The sequence below is a fragment of the Treponema sp. OMZ 906 genome, assembly GCF_024181185.1.
GTDB lineage: Bacteria > Spirochaetota > Spirochaetia > Treponematales > Treponemataceae > Treponema.
On the sequence record NZ_CP051196.1, the window covers coordinates 2324349 to 2345275 of the forward strand.

The following is a 20927-nucleotide window of genomic DNA, read 5'->3' on the forward strand; positions in this document are numbered from 1 at the left end:
TTAGTCTGTATTTCATATTATGCTTTCTCCGCATTCCCCTTCCATCCCAGTACCCGCTGCTTCATTCCGGCGATATCCAGCACTCCTAAGGCAAATCCTTTGCGCACCAGCTCAGAGGGAACATACTCGTCGTATTTGTCAAAGATAGGAACTTCGTTCTCGTACACAAGCTCCAGCGGGTCAAAGTTTTGTGCGGCTTCTTCGGCAATAATGCGATAGAATTCTTGTGCGCTTACCTGCATGGTGAACTGCAGGTAGTACGGTCTGGACGGACTCAAGCCTTTTAAGCCCAGCCGTGCACCGCAGCGGCGCTTGAGAAAGCGTTCCAGCGCAAGAAAGGCATAACTACCCAGCTGAGGAAAGAGCGCCCACAGAGTGCCGCCGAGGGAAATGAGCGGATGACTGTCCATCCCTGCCTTGCTGAACGTATTCCGCGCTTCCTGCAACCGGCACACGGCATGGCGCATCAGGTACGGGTAGCTTTTCTGTTCGGCAAGGACAGTATGCATCCGTTCCAAGATACGGGTATGTATATCGCCTGCCACATCACCGAAATACGCAGGGATATTCCCCTTTACCAGCGTACAGTATACCTCGCGCCGCTGGTGATCCACCTCGTCCACTGCCCACACCCTGCCTGCAATGGCTATCTTCTCGCCCGCAGGCGGCGGCTTGACGATTGTTCCCAGCTCTTCGGAACCGGAACGCACCGTGTATTCGATATTTTCTTGGAACACTGCGTAAAACTTATAATTATTGACAACCCGCTCCCCGGTAATCCCGACAATCAGCCCGCCGTTTTCCGTGCGGTTGATATGATCAATAGTGATAAGGTGCCGGAGCAAGGTGCGGAAGTCCTCCTGACTGATGCGGCGGAATACCGAAAGTGTCAGTACTCTGGATGCAAGCTCAGCCGGTGTCATCTCGCCTGAGGAGGCAAGCGTACTCATGGTCTGGTGATAGAGCAGGGAGAAGGGCAGCTTTTCCGTGCGCGGCGGTTCCACAAAGCGCTCTTCGATATAAAGCTGAACGAGTGCAATCCCTTGAATAAGATACCACGGGATCATCTCCGGCAGCATCGCCCGCGCTTCGGGATGATCTTCCCGCATAACAAACCACATTTCCGAAGGAGTGCCGCGCCGTCCGGTACGTCCCATACGCTGTAAAAAACCGGAAACGGTAAAGGGTGCATCAATCTGGAATGCCCGCTCCAGTCTCCCGATATCAATCCCCAGCTCCAGTGTAGCGGTAGCGCACACACTGATAAGCGAGTCGTCATCCTTCATCTCTTCTTCCGCACTTTCGCGGTACGAAGCGGAAAGGTTGCCGTGGTGAATTAAAAAGCGGTCGGGCTCGTGGTTGGCTTCACAGTATTGCCGGAGGTGCTGGCATACGGATTCACACTCCTCGCGGGAATTGGTAAACACGAGGCATTTTTTACCGCGGGTATGCTCAAAGATATAGCCCATCCCCGGATCGGCAGCCTTGGGGGCAGTGTCCGTCGCGGCTTCTACGGTAAGCGCCTCTACTGTGATGGGCTTACCTTCGTCAGCTTGCGGCTCCGTATTGAAGAAGTGTTCCATCGAAAGCCGCCACACTTCTTTGCCGCCGTCGCATTTGGGGATAACTGTTTCTCTCCCGCTGCCTGCAGCAAGAAAAGCGCCTGCTTCTTCAGGGTTACCGAGTGTGGCGGAAAGCCCAACCCGCCGGGGATTGCAGCCCGCAGTCCGGCAGAGCCGCTCGATCAGGCAAAAGGTTTGCCCGCCGCGGTCGGCACGCAGCAGGGAGTGGACTTCATCAATGACGATAAAGCGTAGGTCATGGAACAAAGCGGGGATTTCGCTCTGCTTAGTGATCATCAGCGCTTCAAGGGATTCCGGAGTGATCTGCAAAATCCCCGCCGGTTTACGGAGCAGCTTCCGCTTTTGACTCTGCGGCGCATCACCATGCCATCGCGTTACGGCGATTCCCGCTTCCTCGCAAAGCTCGTTCAGCCGTCCGAACTGATCATTGATGAGCGCCTTGAGCGGAGCAATGTACAACACTCCCACCGAGGCAGCAGGCTCTTCGTATAAGAGGCTCAAGATTGGAAAAAATGCCGCTTCGGTTTTGCCGGAGGCGGTGGATGCCGTCAGCAGCACATTGTTATCGGTATTGAAAAGAGCATCACCCGCCGCATTCTGCACCGCACGAAGCGCCTGCCAGCCGGAGCGGTAAATATAATCCTGTACAAAAGGGGCGTATTGATTAAAAATGTCCATCGCAGTTTTTCTGTTGAGTAGCGTACCTTCTTGTACACATTTGAATCACCGCCGCTCATGTCAGTACTGAGTACGGGGAATCCAGTCAGCTCACCCTTTGGTTATTCCTCTGCATTCTTAGCGCCTTTACGGTTTATCTTTAAAGTAACCGCGGAAGTACGCGTAGGTAGCTATAGTGCTTCGACTTCTGCTGGGGAGATACCCGCTATTTTGCAAATATCTGCAAGGGGATAGCCCATAGTGAGCATCATTTTTGCCGTTTCGAGAGCTTTTTGACGGGAGCCTTGAGATATTCCTTGCGCAAAAGCTATTCTGCCTGCTTCTTCTCTCTGTACCGCAATATCCGTGTCATAATCATATTCGGCTACTAGCATATTGATTACCTCCCGTGATTTTCTTTGTAAGTATTCTTTTAAGATTCCCTTTTCTATGCATATCTTTACTGCATTGGTAAAGCCGTTTTCAGGGTCGAGTTGCGTTTGAAGGCGCACCTCTTCAATAAACAAACTGTATTCGTCTAAGGTTTTGCAACGGCGCAATACTTCAGCTCCCTTGCTTTTGTTTATGTTATATACCTTTACCTCAAGGTCTAACGGTATCCGTTCAGGTTTTGTAATAAAAGCATCGGATAGTTTTAACACTGTAGTTTCAGGGTAGTCGTTTAATCCGTTGTAGAAGACGAAGAACTCAGGTGTCGGGATTTTTGATAACTTCCTTAGATACCTGTCTGTTGGTGCTTGTAACTTTTCATAGATCCTTGCGACGTATTCCAAAAAGCGTAAAGGCATATTCTCGTTTACGGTAGACTGATGCTCCGCAAGAACGATGATTTTGTTGTCTACAAGGCAGGAAACATCGTTGACAATATTCATGTACATGACATTATCAAGGCGTATGTTTTCTACTGGGCATGAAAGCTGTAAATTAGTATTATGCAAGGCATTATAGAGCGATAAAAAGTTCTCTTTAGCCTTTTCATCCTCACTGAATAGATCAACGAACACTGAATCTTTATATTTTCTGTTTACCGTACTCATACCTGTTCATCCTATTCCGGCATGGATACCGGTCGGCCGATACTCATGAGTTTTGAGCACAGTTCAAAACTCAACTCGAACCCTATGCTAAGTTCGAGTATTAAACTTGTTCGAAAACGCAGTTATCAGACATGTTCATTATAGCACAGACTACCGAATTTTTAAAGATACCGCATAGATAGCTTAACCGCCAAAGCACAAAGTACGCTGTTAATTGGCTGTACGTCACTGTCTGCAAGAAAAATCGTATAAAAAATCGCTTCTGCTCATTTCTTCGTTCATCAATCCATCGCTCTTCTGCGCACTCACCTTAAATCGTAAACTCGGCATAGTTTTCATCGGTGGTGTCCGATACCGCATCAGACTTTGCGTACGAAAATGTATCGGAGTTTAGTAACTCGATAACGCTCATTCCCGGATTTTGGTACAAAATATCCAGCAACTCGATAAAATCCCTGATTACTTCGCGCGGGGTGATATGCACATCGGCGCCGATTCGCTCATATTCAATTTTAATAAACCCAGCCAAGTCATTTGTGGTGATTTTCTGCTCATAGCCGTAGAGACCGGCGTGCATCACAGCGAGCTTTTCACAGAGGATCAGCATTTCTTCCGCAGTAATCGGGTCAAGCCGGATTACCGGCGCAAGTAAGTCCCGTGCACCGGGCTTGGAAAACTTCCCCTCTGCAAGACGGGAGCGGAGCGCCTCGTAGCTGTACACACCGCGCCGCTTATCCTCTATCGCCTGCGGTGTTGCCCCCATGATAATGCCGAGGTATTTTGCCTTTCCCTGTAAGGTGTCGTTGTACATAGTGAGGAGTTTTTCGTAATTGTACTGGCGCGTGATGGAGTTGGGAACTTTATAAATATTGACGAGTTCGTCGATCATAATCATCATGCCGGAATAACCCGCCAGCCGGAAAAATGTTGCAAAGAGTTTGAGATACTCGTACCAGTCATCATCCGTAATAATGATATTGACACCGAGTTCTTCCTTTGCTTCACGCTTGAGGGCATATTCGCCCCGGAACCACCGCACTACTTTTGCTTTCGTTTCATCATCGCTCTTGAGGTAGGCATGATAATAGGCTGAAAGTAATTGAGCAAACTCAAAACCGTGTACCAGCTCGCTCACCGAAGCGGTTACCGCGTAAATCTTTTGATCGACAAGCGCAGTCAGTGCCGGGTCTCCGGGTTGAAGCCCGCTTTCTTGCAAGGCTTCACTTTGCACGGTGCTGATCCACCGCTCCAATATCAGCGTGAGTGCACCGCCCTCCGGTTTTGTCTTTGTGGAAAGATTCCCGATCAGCTCGCGATAAGTTGCAAGCCCCTGTCCCCGCGTTCCTTGCAGCCTCCGTTCCGGAGACAGGTCTGCATCCGCAACAATGAACCCGCGATCCATCACATAATTTCGGATAGCTTGCAGTAAAAAACTCTTCCCCGCGCCATACCGCCCGACAATAAAGCGGAACGAAGCGCCGCCTTCGGAGATAATATCAACATCATGCAGCAAGGCTTGGATTTCATTTTTTCTTCCGACAGTGATATAAGGCAGCCCGATACGGGGCACAACACCGCCTTTTAAAGAATGCAATACCGTTTGCGCAATCCGTTTTGGAACTTTTCTTTCCGCTTCGTTCATTCTATATCTTCTCCCAATATCCCGATGATATTATCACGATAATCTTCCACAAGGATAATTGTTTTGCCGTCGCATTCTACCACCGTATCGCCGATAAGATCAAACAAGGCTTCGTTGATAGCATCGGCAATAACGCTCGGCATTCCGTGCTGTGCTGCAATCAATTCCAGCACCGGCTCTCCGCGGAGCAGCATCCGCAACAGCTGCATTTGCATATCATCTAACGGAACGGACACTCCGGATGAACCGGATGCTCCGAATGCTGAACCTGACGGCGCTGCTGCGGACGGCATAGATGCGGTCGATGGAACGGCCGCCGGAATCGGTATAGATGCAGCGTCCGGTATAGCATCTCCGCCATATTCGGGAGTACCGGTGTGCTTTGAGTTTTCCGTCTGTTTGGACGCAGCCTCCGGCGAGCCCATCGTCTCTTCCTCGGTTAACAGGCTGTCTTGAGTTTCAAGCGCATCCTTTCTGATTTTATCCAGGCCTGAAAAGTCAATCGAGATCTTAGGACGCGCAGCTTCGATTTTTGCCTGTGCATCCGCTGCGATAACCGCTTCTATATAAGATACCGCCCACGCCGCTTCTTTTCGCTCTTTTAACGGATGGCCTGTTTTCAGGTATAAGCGCAGTCTCCGGTCTGTTTCATGTAAAAAGTCAGCAATTATCTTTCTATTAAAATAGTAGCTTTGATACGTTACCACATACCATGCTCCCTCTTTAAAGAGATATGATCGAGAAGGATTCAGCTCATATGCGACGGATTTTCTTTTCTTACTATTATCATAGTAAAGTGTGTACTCAAGAGGGTGCCAGTCCTGTGCTCTTCGGCGCCCAAAACAAAGTTGAAAAAGTTTTTTTCCATCTTCTTGATATTGAACGGAAGCAAGCTGCCATACCGCTGCAAAGAGGGTGATAGCTTCCGTCCCGCGCTCTTGTATCAGCTTCGATTCGGCAGTCTTCTTCCCACCGAACACACAGAGCGCATTAAACACTTCCTGAGCATTGAATTTTTCCGGATAGTGAAGAATTTCAACTGCGGCGTCTTTTTCCAGTATGTCGCTGTCCGCATATTTACGGGTAATATCCGGGGCAAGTCCCTTCAATACAGCGAATTCCAGCATCCAGCGATGAAGCATATCTCGCAGATATTTGTCGCCAAATCCTGAATCGATATAACCCGTTTCAAATTCTTCCATTTTCCTAAGACTGTCTTCCACCGATTTCGTTCCTATCCCATTGAGCAGCTCATACAGATACATCGATACAAACGTTTCGCAGTGCTTCTGATAGTTTCCCTTCCGCAATTCAGTCCGCCATGTAAAATACCCACGCAGCTGAGCTAAAGATAAATTATGATAGGTCGACCAATAATAAGTGCTGATTTCTCCTTTCCAAGGAACATTATCTTCATAGTTCTCCATGAATTTTCCCTGCACATAGAAGTTTTTACATATCTGCTTAAAAGAACCATTCCCATATTGATAGAGATTCTTCATTCTGCGGATTTGCTCCGGAACATACTTTTTCGCTTTTGGTGTTGCGCTGTTTGAAGCTCTATCCGGTGCCGTTTTTTGCGTTGGCTTGGGATTATTACCGAATGATGTGGTTTGTTGTGCTGTTGTATTATCATTCGGTGGTTTTATCGTCAGTGTCTGACCATAGAAAAGCGGCGCGTCCCGATACTGAGCCTGCTCCGTATTGCTGTTATCGAGAATCACCGTGAAGCCGTTTTCATTATTGCAGCCGCCCGCTTTGTGTATCATCTGCTGCGGTGCCGATTCCAAGTCTTTCGCAAATTTTAATATATCTATCATACCCACACTGTATTTGCCTGCATCTTAAAGAATTTTCTCCAGCGTCAGTAATGCTCTTTTTTTATCAAGGCCGCCTGCATAGCCGGTTAAGTTACCGTTCGCTCCGATAACGCGATGACAGGGCACGATAATAGAAATTCCATTATGACCGACTGCGCCGCCCACCGCCTGTGCGGACATACGGGATAGACCCCGCCAGCGGGCAATCTGCTTAGCTATTTCACCGTAGGTAGTTGTATGCCCGTATGGAATAGTACAGAGGATATTCCATACTGCATTTTGGAAATCCGTTCCGTTAAAATGGAACGGTACGGTAAAATCCGGTTCTTTTCCGGAAAAATAGACATCAAGCCATCGCTTTGTTTGGTGCAAAAACGGAGTTTCTTTTTCTTCATGCTGTTCTTCAAGATACTGAGCAAAAAACTTTTCGCCGTTGAACCACACGCCGGTCAAACCTGCGCTGTCTGCTGCCAGCAAAATGTTCCCCAGCGGAGAATCATACCATTGGGTATATGTCATACGTATCCTCGGTTATCACATTTCAAGGCAACCTGTTTTAAAACTCATACGCGAGAGTGAGCCTGATAAAGCTATTGCGGGAAAATTGTCCGAAGTTTCCGGTCTTTTTACCGCCGAAGATACCGACATTACAGTCGATAAGCAAGGTTGCGAGCTGCCAGTGAATACCCGGCATAATGCAAAAGTCTGCGTCTTCAAGCCCGACAATGGCGCCAAGCTTCCATTCCAAGGAATTACGCAAGAGCGTTTGCGATACGGAAAATGCGAGCTTTGTATCCGTTGCTTTTTTGCCGTATTCCACATCGTTGATTTGAGCAACGCTTCTGTTATGATGAAGCCGAATATTTTCTGTTGCCGTTAAGCTGAGCTGAAAGCCGAGGGGTGCGGAATAGACCGCGCCGATATTCCACGCAAGCGACGGGTTATATATGGAAGGATTATTGCCTGATAAATCCGAGGTGATATTTGCGGCGAATTCCGCACTGAGCGATACGGGGCCGACTCCGACACCGTAGTCGATACCGATGTGGTGGTAGGGATTATAGAGACCGGTAAAGGTTGTAGGGGAAAGGGTTTTAAACGCAAGCTCCGGCAGCCAACCGTAAAAATACTGAATGCCGAAGTCGTGCTTGCCTCCTACGGCAGCCGTAAGCCGCCCGCCGCCCTGCGAATATGCGAGGGTATTGGTTTTAACTGTGCTAACCGCACGGGTAAAAAACGACGGGTCGGTTTGCACAATCCGGTCAAATTGCTGCGAATACCAGCGGCCGGTTTTTCCGGTAACGATGCGGTTCCCTTCAAATACCGGCAAATATACGCCTTCCAGTTTGAGATCGTGCGGAAGGTACACAGTAGCGGATATGAGCGGGCGGGCAATTTTCATCTCCTGCGGGGCATACATCAGCGTAAGGTCGGTTTTATCGCGAGGATTGACGATATCAAGCACGCTCAAATCTTCCGCTCGTCCCCAGTTCATCTTTTGGATACCGCCGGTAATGACTACCGAACCAAAGAGCATTTTGAGATATGCTTCGTCAATCCACGGAGCAATCTGGGGGCTTTTGGGAAAAACGTCCTGCTCCTTGCCGAGCAAGGGAGCGAGGGTTTTACCGTTAAGCTTAACGCCGAAATACGCTTCCGTCATCGGCGCCGTTGCGTGAACGTGCAGCTTTCCCTCAACCAGCGAGCCGGGCTGTACATCCTTAAAAGTCTTAAAATCGTTAAAATAAAACGAGCCGCCGAGGGAAAGCTTTCCGCCGATATCAATCGAAAAAGCACTGCCCGATTCCGCCTCACTGTCAAAGCCGAAGTCATCGGCTGCCTCTTCCGCATTCAACGCCGCCGCACAGCACAGACAAAACAGAATACCCGCCAGTATTGATTTTTTTTTCATCATCTTCCCCCATCTTTTGAAATATACGGCGCATCTACTTCGTTACTGCGCACAAATTAATCCTCAACGTATCAAAGATACGCCTGCGGTTAATTTGTGCTTGCGCCTCGTATCTACACCGTCTCTTTCAAAAGGCTGACGAAACAGCCCCATTATTCTGCGGGCAACCGCACCAAACAGTCTGATGCGTTTACCTTCCTTGGGGTGAAATTTTGAATAAAATTTCATCCCCTTTTTTCCGTAAGCAAGGTAAATGCATCAGACAGGTGCTACACATATCGCAAAATAAGCGGCTGGAGCAGCATTTGAACCGCGTAGCGGTGAAACTCTGCTGATACAGCCGCTTATTTTGCGGGGTTATATACCAAACGGTCTGATGCATTTACCTATAGCTTAGACAGCGATACCATCTCCGGCGCCGTATTTTCACCTTCCATTGCCGAAAATTCGCTGAGCAGTTTCCTTCCGTTTGAAGATATTCGCGTCGGTATTTTTATGATGACCTTGAGGTAGAGGTCGCCGGTTCTGCCGCTTGCTGCGGGAACACCTTCTCCGCGCACCTTGAGCGCATCGCCATGCTGCGTACCGGCGGGAATTTTTACCGTCAGGCGCTTATCGTTCAGCGATTTTACGGTTATCTCTCCTCCGAGCGCGGCTTGCGTCATCGAGATGGGAATTACACAGTACAGGTCATTTCCGTGCCGTTCAAATAAGTGATGCGGCTTAATAAAGATGAATACGTAGAGGTCGCCGTAATCGCCGCCGCCTGAACCTGCATTCCCCTGTTTGGGAATGGTGATACGCTTTCCTTCTTCTACGCCGGCGGGAATTGTGATAATGATTTTTTGCTTTTTCCGCTCTAAGCCGGAACCGCCGCATTTTTTGCACGGATTTTCGATAATAGTTCCCGATCCGCCGCAGCGCCGACACGTACTCGCAATGGAGAAAAAGCCGGTATTCTGCCGTACCTGTCCGGTACCCTTACAGTCGGGGCACATCTTTCTGCCGCTCCCGCCGACGCTTCCCGAGCCTTTGCACTCCGAACAATGCTCGTCGCGTGAATACTGTATTTCAATCTTCTTGCCGTATACAGCGTCGGTAAAATCGATCTGCAGGTCATACCGGAGGTTTGCGCCCCGCGCGGGGCCGCTGCTGCCTCGTGACGAACCGCGGCTCGATGAACCGAATCCGCCGAATCCTCCAAAGCTGCCTCCGCCGAATAAGCTTTCGAACAGGTCGGAAAGACCTCCGCCGCCGCCGAAGATATCTTCAAAGCCTTGGAATGCGGACGGGTCAAAACCGCCGCCCATATTTTTAACACCGTCAAAACCGTATTGATCATAGACGCTGCGTTTTTTATCGTCAATGAGCACTTCGTAGGCTTCAGTCGCCTCTTTAAATTTTTCTTCCGCTTCTTTATTTCCGGGGTTTTTATCAGGGTGATATTGAATTGCCAATTTGCGATAGGCTTTTTTTATTTCATCAGCAGTAGCGGTCTTTGCTACACCCAATACCTCATAATAATCTCGTTGTGCCAAAATAAGCTCCTAGGGTAAGCGCAGCAGACATTTTTTGAATATATCCGCAGAATAATAAGGTTATTCTGCCTCGCCTCTTTCTAAAAGGCTAACGGAAAGTCTATTCTTAACAACAATAGTCTCTCCGTCTGCGATTTGTTTCTATTTATTTGTTACGCTTACCCTTATTGTAAAAAAAATATGCGAAATTTTCAAGAAAAATTCAAGAAAATTTCGCATAGAAGAAAAACTTCTTAGTTATTTATCTTCGTCTTTTACGACTTCGTAGTCCACGTCGTCGGCGGTTCCCTTGGTGGGGCCGCTGTCGGCAGCACCGCCTGCTGCACCCGCTCCGGCAGCTCCCGCTGCACCGGTGCCCTGCTGCTTGTACATTTCTTCTGCAATTTTGTATGCAGCCTGCTGTAACGCTTCGGTCTTGGACTTAATGTCGGCAGTATCTCCGCCTTCAATCGCTTTCTTTAAGGTTGCAACGGCATCTTCGATACGCTGCTTATCAGCTGCGTTTACCTTATCTCCCATTTCCTTCAAGGTCTTTTCGGTCTGATAGATCATCGAATCCGCTTCGTTGCGTACCTCAACCTTTTCGCGCTCTTTCTTATCGTTTTCGGCGTTGGCCTCCGCTTCCTTCACCATGCGGTTGATTTCATCTTCGCTCAAGCCGCTGGAACTTTCGATGCGGATGTGCTGTTCTTTACCCGTTCCAAGGTCTTTTGCGGAAACATGCACAATACCGTTCGCGTCGATGTCGAAGGTAACTTCAATCTGCGGAACACCGCGGGGAGCCGGAGGAATACCGACCAAGTCGAAGTTGCCGAGCGTCCGGTTCTGGCTTGCCATACCGCGCTCACCCTGCAAGACGTGAATTGAAACCGCAGTTTGTCCGTCAGCCGCAGTAGAGAATACCTGGCTCTTGCGGGTAGGAATAGTGGTGTTACGGTTGATCAACGGAGTGAACACGCCGCCCATCGTTTCGATACCGAGCGAAAGCGGGGTAACATCGAGCAACAGTACGTCTTTGACATCGCCGCCCAAAATACCGCCCTGAATAGCAGCGCCGACAGCAACCGCTTCGTCGGGGTTTACGCCCTTTGAGCCTTCTTTACCGAAAATTTCTTTGATAATCTGCGCAACCTTCGGCATACGGGTAGAACCGCCGACCAGCAGGATTTCATCGATCTGATTCGGTTCAAGCCCTGCATCCTTTAGAGCTTTGCGGCACGGTTCTTTCGTGCGTTCAAAAAGGTCATCGGTCATCTGCTCAAACTTTGCACGGGTCAGCGTTTTCTGCAAGTGCTTGGGACCGTTTGCGTCGGCGGTGATGAACGGAAGGTTGATTTCCGTTTCTGCACGGCTGGAAAGCTCGATCTTTGCTTTTTCCGCCGCTTCACGGAGCCGCTGCAATGCCATACGATCCTTTGAAAGGTCGATACCCTGATCGGCCTTAAACTCTTTTTCGAGCCACTCCACAATGCGGTTATCAAAGTCATCGCCACCCAAGTGGGTGTCGCCGTTGGTCGATTTAACCTCGAATACGCCGTCGCCCAATTCCAAAATCGAAATATCGAAGGTACCACCGCCAAGGTCGTAGACCGCGATAACCTTCTCTTTCTTTGAATCCTTGTTAAAGCCGAATGCAAGCGAAGCCGCCGTCGGTTCGTTGATAATCCGCTTTACATCCAATCCTGCGATTTTACCGGCATCCTTTGTTGCTTGGCGCTGTGCGTCGTTAAAGTATGCAGGAACGGTGATAACCGCTTCCGTTACCGGTTCACCTAAATAGTCTTCTGCGGTTTTCTTCATTTTCTGCAGAATAAACGCTGAAATTTCCTGAGTTGAGTATTTTTTACCGTCCACTTCGATGCGGACATCATCACCCTGCGGTACGATTTTATACGGAACACGTTTTAACTCGTCGGTTAATTCGCTGTACCGATGGCCGATAAACCGTTTTACCGAATAGATGGTACCTTCGGGATTGGTAATCATCTGGTTTTTAGCAGGTTGACCGACAATCCGTTCATCTTTTTTGAACGCAACGATAGAAGGCGTGGTACGTCCTCCTTCGGCATTTGGGATAACGACGGGCTCTCCGCCTTCCATAATCGCAACACAAGAGTTGGTTGTTCCTAAGTCAATTCCGATAATCTTTCCCATAATAAAAACTCCTTATTTGTTTGATCCTTAAATAAAGGATTATCTTATTTTTTCTCTGCCGACGTAGGCATCAATACCATGACCTTTGCCGGACGGAGAATCCGTTCCTTCAATTTATACCCTTTTTGCAGTTCCGCTCCAACAGTCGGTTCCGTAACCTCCGCCGAAGGATTTGTCGCAACGGCTTCGTGAATGTCGGGGTTAAAGGGTTTTCCCTGCACTTCGTAATACTGCAGACCGTACTTCGACTCAAGTAGCGAAGATAAGCCGTTCCGGATCATCACAACGCCCTGCATAAAAGCGGCGGCGCTATCTTCTCCGGCTTTTTTACCGGCCTCGATTGCGCGGTCAAAATCATCCAATATCTGCAAGAGGTCGGAAATCAAATTCGTGTTTGCGTAATCGATTGCCTCCTGCTTTTCTTTTATCATACGCTTGCGGTAGTTATCGAAATCAGCCGCCTTGCGCAGATATTGATCCTGCAATTCCTTGCACTTTGCTTCCAAAGATGCGAGCTTTTCGGCAGCAGACGGCTCCGGCTTCGTATCTTTCGATGCTTCCGTATTCGGAGCAGTTTGTCCGGTCGCCGTATTTCCATGCTCTTGATTGCCGGTTTGCTGTTCCGGTGCCGCATGTTGTTCGGCATTTTTCGTGCTGTTACCATGCGGGTTTGCATCTGCGGCTTTTTTACCGGCTGCGGAGTCCGTGTTCATACCGTTCTGCTCTGCCGGCTGGGTCTCGCACTCCTGCTCATGTTTTTTTCCGTGTTTCTTTGTCATTCCATTCCTCAAATTCTCCGGCGTGTATCTGTCTATCAGCAGAACCGCCGTTTGTATTTCTCGTTTGACAAATAGAAAATACTAACGGAATCGCAAATGGTCAAGAAAAAATAATTGACAGGGTAAACACATCAGATGTTTTTCATATCCGCCACGGATGGCGGTGATGCTATACAGCCACAAGTTTTTGCCTTGAGCAAAAACTTGACACGAAAACTGTACAAGGAGGTGCAGTTTTCGTGTCCCCGCAGAATAATGGAGGCGGTTCGACCAGAGTTGAACCACTTCGCGGTTCAAATGGTCGCCCCACCCCCATTATTCTGCGATTTATCTATTCAACTGATGCGTTTACCCTGCTGCTAGAAAAAAGAACGTTTATTTTAAGCGGTACAAATGGTACCGCTTAAAAACACGTCGAGTTTGCTTACGCAAACATCGCAGATTGTATGTGCGCTGCCGCGCACGAATTAAACAACTTCCAAAGTTGAAACTTTGTTCAGTTGTTCAATTTTAAGGAACGGCTTTTTGCAATTTACCTTTAATCGGTATTATGATAGTATCCGGCTAAGATGGATGGAGCAGTGTAAGTGTCGCGTTAGTAAATCTCATCGCGACCTGTAAAACAGAGATTGTGGCAGCCGTTTCCACGTAACTTAATACGAGAAGAAGGAGACCTCTTCTATGCGTAAGATTCTTAGTTTTTTGGTAATTTTTGTTTTATGTGCCGGATGTAAAAACTATCAAGCAGATATTGACAACTATTTAAGTTATTGGTCAACACAGGCTGCAATTGTCCGGTCTGGCTTTGACCCTGCAATCACCGTACAAACCGATACAGACACAATACAGAGTATTCCTTCATCAAGCGATGTAACGGTAACATTTACCGTCCGTAATCCCAAAAACTTCACCTTTCAGCTGCCCGGAGATGCAGGCGCCCCTACCGATATTGTCGTTTTTCCCACAGACGTTGCCGGCACAACGACAATCAGCCCAACACAACCCGATGATTATGAACTAGCACAGGATTCATACAGTCAATTAACGCTCACATATAAAAAGAAATTTTTACAAAAACATGAATACGGTAAAAAGAATATCGGGCCGACGATTACGCTGTATGCCAAAGACGGCAGAAAATTTTCAGAAACATTTAAGCTCAATGTAAAAGCGAATACCCCGCCGCCCAATCTTACCTATCGGGCAATCGGCAAGACCACTGCAGCCGATGGAAGCGGTAAGCATTACTATGTGTTGTTCCTTGAAGCCAGGGGCATGGATACGGAAATAAACGGTTCCGTACTTTTGCATAAGGATATTGCGCAGTTTTCCATTGCGGAAGGGGGCGGCTCATACACCTCGGTACCGTTAAAGGTAAAAGAAGATAAAAGCGGCTTTGATATCAGTAGTGCGGGCGGACGGTTGTTGGAAGCCGGTGAGACAACCGAATTATTGCCAACAGAGATTACAGCAGGGAGTTTACCTGACTCATTACCAAGCGGGAAATGGATACTTCGCATAAAAACCGATGTCCCGGTGGGCGGGGCTACCAAGCAGTATCGATTCCGATTGGGTGATGAGGCCGGTTTGTATTCTGCTGACGAATTAAAGACATCAACAAATATAAATAAGGTTAGATCGGTAGAAATAATCGTTACATCAGGTACGTGGAGTGAAACTCCTAAGAGCGGAACAAATGCCGACCCGCATGAAATAGCATATCAATCCGGTACGGGAAAGATATTACTGCAAGCTAAAACCGCTACGCCCGGAGCTGTGGTGTACTATAGATTGGAACGTAACGGGTCAACGGTGAACGAAAGTTCCGGCACAACGCCTGTAACGATAGAGTTGTCTGCCGTTCCGGATGCTGTGTATAAGCTTACGGCGTGGGCTGTAAAAGAGGGTTTTGAGAATAGTCCGGAAGAAGTGGTATGCTATAAAACAAAACGCAATAACACAGTGGAAATAAGCGCAGGATCGAACGCGTGGGGACAGCTTAAAGCTGCCGTTGCAGTGGCCGAAGATGGAGACATTTTTTTGGTCAATGGCACAATAAAAGCAACAAGTGCTGACGGTAACAGCGGCGCAATCGAAGTTACTAAAAGCATTACGATAAAAGGTAAGCACAATAATGCGAATACCGATATACTCGATGCTAATAGCCATCTTCCAGACAGTAATGCTCCTTTAGTAAAACACCGCATATTCACGGTAAAAAACGGCGGTAATCTCACGCTGGAAAATCTTACCCTTACGAAAGGTCTTGCATCCGGATCCGGAGCCGCTCAGGATGGAGGAGCCATCTATAATGAGGGAACGCTCTCCATGTACGGCGGAATTCTTGACTTTAACAAAGCGGAACACTGGGGCGGAGGTATTTACACACGGCCGGGTGCACGTGTTACCCTTGGGACTGCAGACGGCAGCCGCCCATGTACCATAAAAAATAATACGGGAGCTCATGAAGGCGGCGGTATCTATAATCAAGGTGACCTTACCATGTATGGCGGAAGCATTGAGGGAAATACCACCTTAAACGATGGCGGTGGTCTCTATATCTACCAAGGAGACTGCATACTCAATAGTGTTGATATACACGGTAATATTGTAAGAACAGGAAAAAAAGGTTCAGGCATATATTTGTATCCCACTCCAGGATACACTCCAAGTCTTACCTTAACCGGTACGGCGAAAGTCGGTAACTCCGGGAATACAAATACGTTATGTCTGTGTATGGTTGGTAGTAGTAACAGCGCTTTTGTAACGGCAAAAAACTTGGCAGCGAGTTCCCATATCAATATTGAACCGTATGACTATAGTCTTCAAAGGGATAAAACACTGGTAAAAGTACCCGACGGTGTTTCTGCTGCCTATAAAGACTACTTCCATTTAACGGATACCCCTTCGAATGATTGGGTATTAGCTCCGAGCAGTGATGATAAAGAGCTGATATTGCGGAAAGAAACAGTGGTAGCAGGAGGCTCCGGTGCTTGGAGTAGGCTCAAAACAACAATAGCTGGTGCAGATCCAGGCGATACTATCGTTATAGACGGCATAATACAAGCAACGAGCACCCCCGGAAACAACGGCGAAATTCCCATAACGCAGAGCCTCACAATACGCGGTAAGAGCGGTAATCGGACTACTGATGTCCTTGATGCAAATAAGGGAGGACTTGGCTTAGATGCACGCCGTATCTTTAAGGTAACAGGTTCTTTTACAAAGCTTACGCTCGAAAACATCACTCTTAAAAACGGCAAGGCTGCGGGGGGAGGCTACGATGGTATGGGCGGCGGTATCTTCTGTAAGAATATTAAAGAGCTAACGATAAAGAACTGCGCTATTGCGGACTGCGGGGCAGATATAGAAGGCGGTGGAATATGTGTAGCTGCATCGGGCAGTGTCAATACGAAAGCCGTTATAACTGGGACAAGTATTTCGGGTAATACGGCAGGTTTGCGAGGCGGCGGTATTGCATTCAACCCTTCCAATGGAACACCATATATAACGGGAGTTTTGGATAGCGTTACCGTAGAAAATAATAGCCTTACAAGTACGGATTCGGATCCTTATTTTAACAATGGCGGTGCGGGGATATATTTTGGCGGGGGTTATAACGATAGCTCAAAGTATACCGTCAAGGGCGGCACTATTGCGGGCAATAACGCTGGCGATTACAGCGGTGGCGGTGCTTACATAAAAACAAATACAAGCGGTTCTGTAAACGGTACGCTGACTTTAACAGACGACGCTCGTATTTCCGGAAATACAGCCAAAAATGGCGGCGGAATCGCGGTACATAGTGCAAAGCTTATGATAGAGGCAGACTGTAAGATTGGCGGGGATAACGCTTCTCAAGGCAATACGGCAAAAACTTCAGGCGGCGGTATTTACATAGGAAAAAAGGGAGAATGTACAATTAAAGAAAATGTTGCTATCCGGTATAATATGGTGACCAGTGGCTCTCCAACCCGCGGCGGCGGCGGAATATATGTCGGCGATCCGAACTCTAATGCCGAAGCCGATATGGGAACATTAATCGTAAAAGGAATCGATACTAAGCCTGTTGTTATTAGTAACTGTGTAGTCAATGGTAATTATGGCTCGGGCGGAGGTATCTACAATAAAGGGAAGGTTACGTTGGAATATGCACAACTTGAACACAACAAGGCGCCGAACAATGGGCAAGGCGGCGGTATCTATATCAACCAGGATGCCGGCGATTGTATATTGAACAATACTGAAATTACCGGATGCGAAGCAGCCAGTGCCGGTGGTGGCGTATGTATTTCTAATAATAGAGCCATTACATTAAAGGGAAGTACCAAAATCACCCCTTCGAACGGTACGGATGAGAATAAAAAAGGAAAAAACGATGTCTTTTTAACGCCTTATTCATATATTCATATTGTGGGTATCTTAGACGCTCCGACGCCTCTTGCGCGTATCTCAATGGAAGATGCAAACTATGTCGCGTATTCCACCAGGCCAGTATTGCAGGGTGATGTTAACAACAACTACCGCAAGTTCACGGTAACGCCGGGGGGCTATCCCAGTCAAAATTGGTATGTCGGCTCGGACGGTAAACTGACCACGACACAGCCTTACCCCTAACGGTACTACGCAATAGCGGGAAAGAGACGATCAGGGTAAAAACTATACCTAAGTTTTTAGAAATGCCCAATAGGAATTCCCGTTGGTAATCTTCATTAAGAATTATCAATGGGAGCATTCCCCATCAATGTACCCATCAATGTACCCCTGTCCATGCCGGTACTTTTGTGTTAGTATAGCCCGAAATGACTGTCATTATTATTGGTGCGGGCGTAACAGGAGTTGAGCTTGCCCGAAGATTAATCGCAAAAAAGCATAATGTGGTTCTTATCGAACAAAATCAAGAAACCGCCCGCCATGCCGCCAATCGCTTGGACTGTACCGTAACGGAAGCGAGCGGTAACGATCCGAAAGTTTTGACTGAAGCGGCAATCCAACGGGCAGACGCGCTGGTTACCCTTACCGACAGCGACGAACTGAATATGATTATCTGCGGTGTTGCCGAATCTCTTGCCCCCAAGGTACTGAAGATTGCCCGCGTAAGAAATGAAAATTACGTTGCATCGCTGAACACCGGAAAAGACCGTACGTTGGGTATCGATTTTTTGGTGCATCCCGACCAAGAAGCGGCACTCGCCATCATTAATGCGGTTGAGCATGGCGCTGTCAGTGATATTATCGCCTTTGAAAATTCTCCGTATCAGCTCACTTGTTTTACCATCGGTGCAGGAAGCAAGCTTGACGGAGTTACACTGCAAAATATTCGCACTGTTGCTATCGATAGTCCTTTCGTCGTCGTTGCCGTAGAGGATGAGAATAAGACCGTTATTCCTTCAGGCGGGACAGTGCTTCATGCCGGCATGAGAATCTCAATTCTAACGCTGCCGAATTATATCGAGCGGTTTTATGCGCTTGCGGGATTCACGGTGAAACCTATCAAAAAGATTGCACTGGTCGGTATCGGGAAGGTTGGCAAGCGGGTTGCAGCGAGCCTTATCGAAAAGCATTCGTTTGGTATGTTCAAACGTCTGTTCGGACTCCGTTCAAAGCCTCGCTGGGAAGTTGCCATTATCGATAAAGACAGCGCCCTTGCAAAACAAGCCGCGGCGGAGTATCCCGAAGCGCGCATCTACAGCGGAGATGTTACCGATGAGGCATTTATAGAAGAGATTGCGCTTAATTCCTTCGATCTCGTTATCAATGCAACGCAAAATTATGAATTGAATATGATTACTTCCGCGTATCTTAAAACACTCGGCATCCCCAAAACCATTGCGCTTGTGCAAAGCTCCGTGATGTCGAACGTGGCATATAAAATCGGTGTGGATGTTGCAATTCCGTTAAAGGACGTTACGGTTGACGTTATTATGAGCCATCTGGGCGGTAAGCATCTTACCCGCATCCATACGATGGGCGCAGGCGAGCTCGAGATAGTCGAGGTCATTATTTCCGAGCACTCGGAAGCGGTAGAGAAAAGCCTGAAAGATATTGCAATGCCCGGTGTGTTCCTTATACTGCTCATTACGAACGAAACAGGCTGCCGTATCCCCGATGGTAATACCGTCCTTGAAGCGGATGATAAACTCGCCATTATCGTACAAGTTGCACAAAGCGACGAAGTTATTAAGTATTTTGCCGGTAAAAAATGAAATTCTTCCAATGTTTAACCATCATCTTCATCATTCTTTCGATTGTTGCCGGAAGTTTTTTGATTCCGGTTTCCGTTGCTGTTTATATGCATGAATGGAACATGCTGTCGGCATTTTTTATACCGATGGCAGTTTTGTGGACAATAACACTTCTTCTATTTATCAAGACGAAGCGACAGCCGATTCAGCTTACCGTGCGCGAAGGAATCCTTTTGGTAAGCGCCGCATGGCTCGGCGCGGGCTTATTGGGTGCGGTTCCGTTCATGCTGTCGGGATTTGTGCCGCACTTTAGCGATGCATTTTTTGAATCGGTTTCCGGATTTACGACCACCGGCGCAAGCGCCTTACAGAATATCGAAAGCTATCCGATGGCGCTGCGGGTATGGCGTACGCAAATGCACTGGCTCGGCGGTATGGGAATTGTTGCGTTAACCGTGGCGTTGTTCCCGTTGCTCGGCGTCGGCGGTTTTCAGCTGATAAAAAGTGAGACAAGCGGCCCGGACAAGGGAAAAGTAACGGCAAAGATTACGCATACGGCAAAAGCGCTCTGGTTTATTTACTTGGGGATGACGGTTTTGCAAATTATCCTCTTGTGTATTGCAGGAATGCCGTTTTTAGAAGCAATGTGCCACAGTTTTTCTACGCTTGGAACCGGCGGGTTTTCAACGCAAAATACCAGTATCGGGTATTATAACTCGGCAGCTATTGAAATTATCTGTACAGTGTTCATGTTTTTGGCGGGCGTGAATTTCAGCCTCTACTTTCACCTTTTTACCGGAAAGCCCGAAGAATTTTTTAGGAATTCCGAATTACGGGCGTATATCCGTATCGCTTTTTGTGCAGGAGTCGGTGTGGCGTTAGTGCTTGTGCCGATTTACGGCATAGCAGCCGCTTTTCGGCACAGCTTTTTCCATGTTGCGTCGATTATGACAACCACCGGATTTTCTACGGTGAATTACTGCGCATGGCCTGCGTTTGCCCAAGCGCTCCTCTTTTTACTGATGTTTGTCGGCGGGTGTTCCGGTTCAACGGCAGGCGGTATCAAAGTTATTCGCTGGGTTATTTTACGTAAGCAAGCCTTTAACGAAATGCAACGGCTTTTACACCCACATGGTGTGTTCAGTATTCAACTGAACCGCCGCCCGGGACGGAAAGACGTTGTATACAGCGTTGCAGGTTTTATATTCGTCTATTTTGTGTGTCTATTGGTAACGTTTTTAGCGGCGGCCTTAACCGGAACAGACATCCTTACCGATATAGCTGCATCACTTACGTTGGTCGGAAATATCGGCGCCGCATTCGGCAAGGTCGGAAGTGGTGGAGATTTTTCATTCTTTCCGCATTGGGCAAAGGTTGTGTTTTCTTTTTCTATGCTGGCAGGTCGTTTGGAGCTTTATACCATCGTTATCTTATGTGTACCCGCCTTTTGGCGCCGGTAACCGGATAAAAACAAAAAAGCTCAAACAGTCATACTGTTTGAGCTTTGGAAGCTCCCCCGCGCGGGTTCGAACCACGGACCCAGTGGTTAACAGCCACTTGCTCTGCCTACTGAGCTACAGGGGAAAGTGATAAATAACT

The 20927-nt window shown here is 47.9% G+C and carries 12 protein-coding genes and 1 tRNA gene; 3 read left to right on the plus strand and 10 right to left on the minus strand.

The features are described 5' to 3' along the window. Nucleotides 1-17 precede the first annotated feature (17 nt). From E4N69_RS10465 to E4N69_RS10505, 9 genes are all read right to left on the minus strand, one after another. On the minus strand, nt 18-2261 hold the full coding sequence (locus E4N69_RS10465) for a DEAD/DEAH box helicase (protein ID WP_253823782.1): 2244 nt from the start codon (nt 2259-2261) through the stop codon (nt 18-20). A 170-nt stretch (nt 2262-2431) separates the two neighbouring features. Then, on the minus strand, nt 2432-3298 hold the full coding sequence (locus E4N69_RS10470; RefSeq protein WP_253823783.1) for an Rpn family recombination-promoting nuclease/putative transposase: 867 nt from the start codon (nt 3296-3298) through the stop codon (nt 2432-2434). Between the two features lie 310 nt (nt 3299-3608). Continuing rightward, the gene (locus E4N69_RS10475) at nt 3609-4940 is read right to left on the minus strand and encodes an ATP-binding protein (RefSeq protein ID WP_253823784.1); all 1332 of its coding nucleotides are present in this window, start codon (nt 4938-4940) and stop codon (nt 3609-3611) included. After that, complete coding sequence (locus E4N69_RS10480) at nt 4937-6760, minus strand: TerB N-terminal domain-containing protein (RefSeq protein WP_253823785.1); 1824 nt, start codon at nt 6758-6760, stop codon at nt 4937-4939. Before E4N69_RS10480 ends, E4N69_RS10475 begins: the two co-directional genes overlap by 4 nt. 24 nt (nt 6761-6784) lie before the next feature. Continuing rightward, complete coding sequence (locus tag E4N69_RS10485) at nt 6785-7279, minus strand: methylated-DNA--[protein]-cysteine S-methyltransferase (RefSeq protein ID WP_253823786.1); 495 nt, start codon at nt 7277-7279, stop codon at nt 6785-6787. Nucleotides 7280-7316: 37 nt separating this feature from the next. Next, nucleotides 7317-8675 (minus strand): hypothetical protein, encoded by a 1359-nt coding sequence (locus tag E4N69_RS10490; protein ID WP_253823787.1) that lies wholly within the window; start codon nt 8673-8675, stop codon nt 7317-7319. A 383-nt stretch (nt 8676-9058) separates the two neighbouring features. Continuing rightward, the gene (gene dnaJ / locus E4N69_RS10495; RefSeq protein ID WP_253823788.1) at nt 9059-10210 is read right to left on the minus strand and encodes a molecular chaperone DnaJ; all 1152 of its coding nucleotides are present in this window, start codon (nt 10208-10210) and stop codon (nt 9059-9061) included. Nucleotides 10211-10447: 237 nt separating this feature from the next. Continuing rightward, the gene (gene dnaK, locus E4N69_RS10500; protein ID WP_253823789.1) at nt 10448-12364 is read right to left on the minus strand and encodes a molecular chaperone DnaK; all 1917 of its coding nucleotides are present in this window, start codon (nt 12362-12364) and stop codon (nt 10448-10450) included. Nucleotides 12365-12408: 44 nt separating this feature from the next. Beyond that, on the minus strand, nt 12409-13143 hold the full coding sequence (locus tag E4N69_RS10505; RefSeq protein ID WP_253823790.1) for a nucleotide exchange factor GrpE: 735 nt from the start codon (nt 13141-13143) through the stop codon (nt 12409-12411). Nucleotides 13144-13824: 681 nt separating this feature from the next. On the opposite strand from E4N69_RS10505, the gene E4N69_RS10510 reads away from it, so the two are divergent. The 3 genes from E4N69_RS10510 (at nt 13825) to E4N69_RS10520 (ending at nt 20788) form a co-directional block, all read left to right on the plus strand. After that, nucleotides 13825-17760, plus strand: a complete 3936-nt coding sequence (locus E4N69_RS10510; protein ID WP_253823791.1) for a right-handed parallel beta-helix repeat-containing protein — start codon at nt 13825-13827, stop codon at nt 17758-17760. Nucleotides 17761-17945: 185 nt separating this feature from the next. After that, a complete protein-coding gene (trkA, locus tag E4N69_RS10515; RefSeq protein WP_253823792.1) occupies nt 17946-19349 on the plus strand; it encodes a Trk system potassium transporter TrkA in 1404 nt (467 codons plus the stop codon). Continuing rightward, nucleotides 19346-20788, plus strand: a complete 1443-nt coding sequence (locus E4N69_RS10520; protein ID WP_253823793.1) for a TrkH family potassium uptake protein — start codon at nt 19346-19348, stop codon at nt 20786-20788. The genes trkA and E4N69_RS10520 overlap by 4 nt, the downstream gene beginning before the upstream one ends. A 51-nt stretch (nt 20789-20839) precedes the next feature. Here E4N69_RS10520 and E4N69_RS10525 read toward each other — a convergent pair. Then, nucleotides 20840-20912: transfer RNA gene (locus tag E4N69_RS10525), tRNA-Asn, on the minus strand. Nucleotides 20913-20927 lie beyond the last annotated feature (15 nt).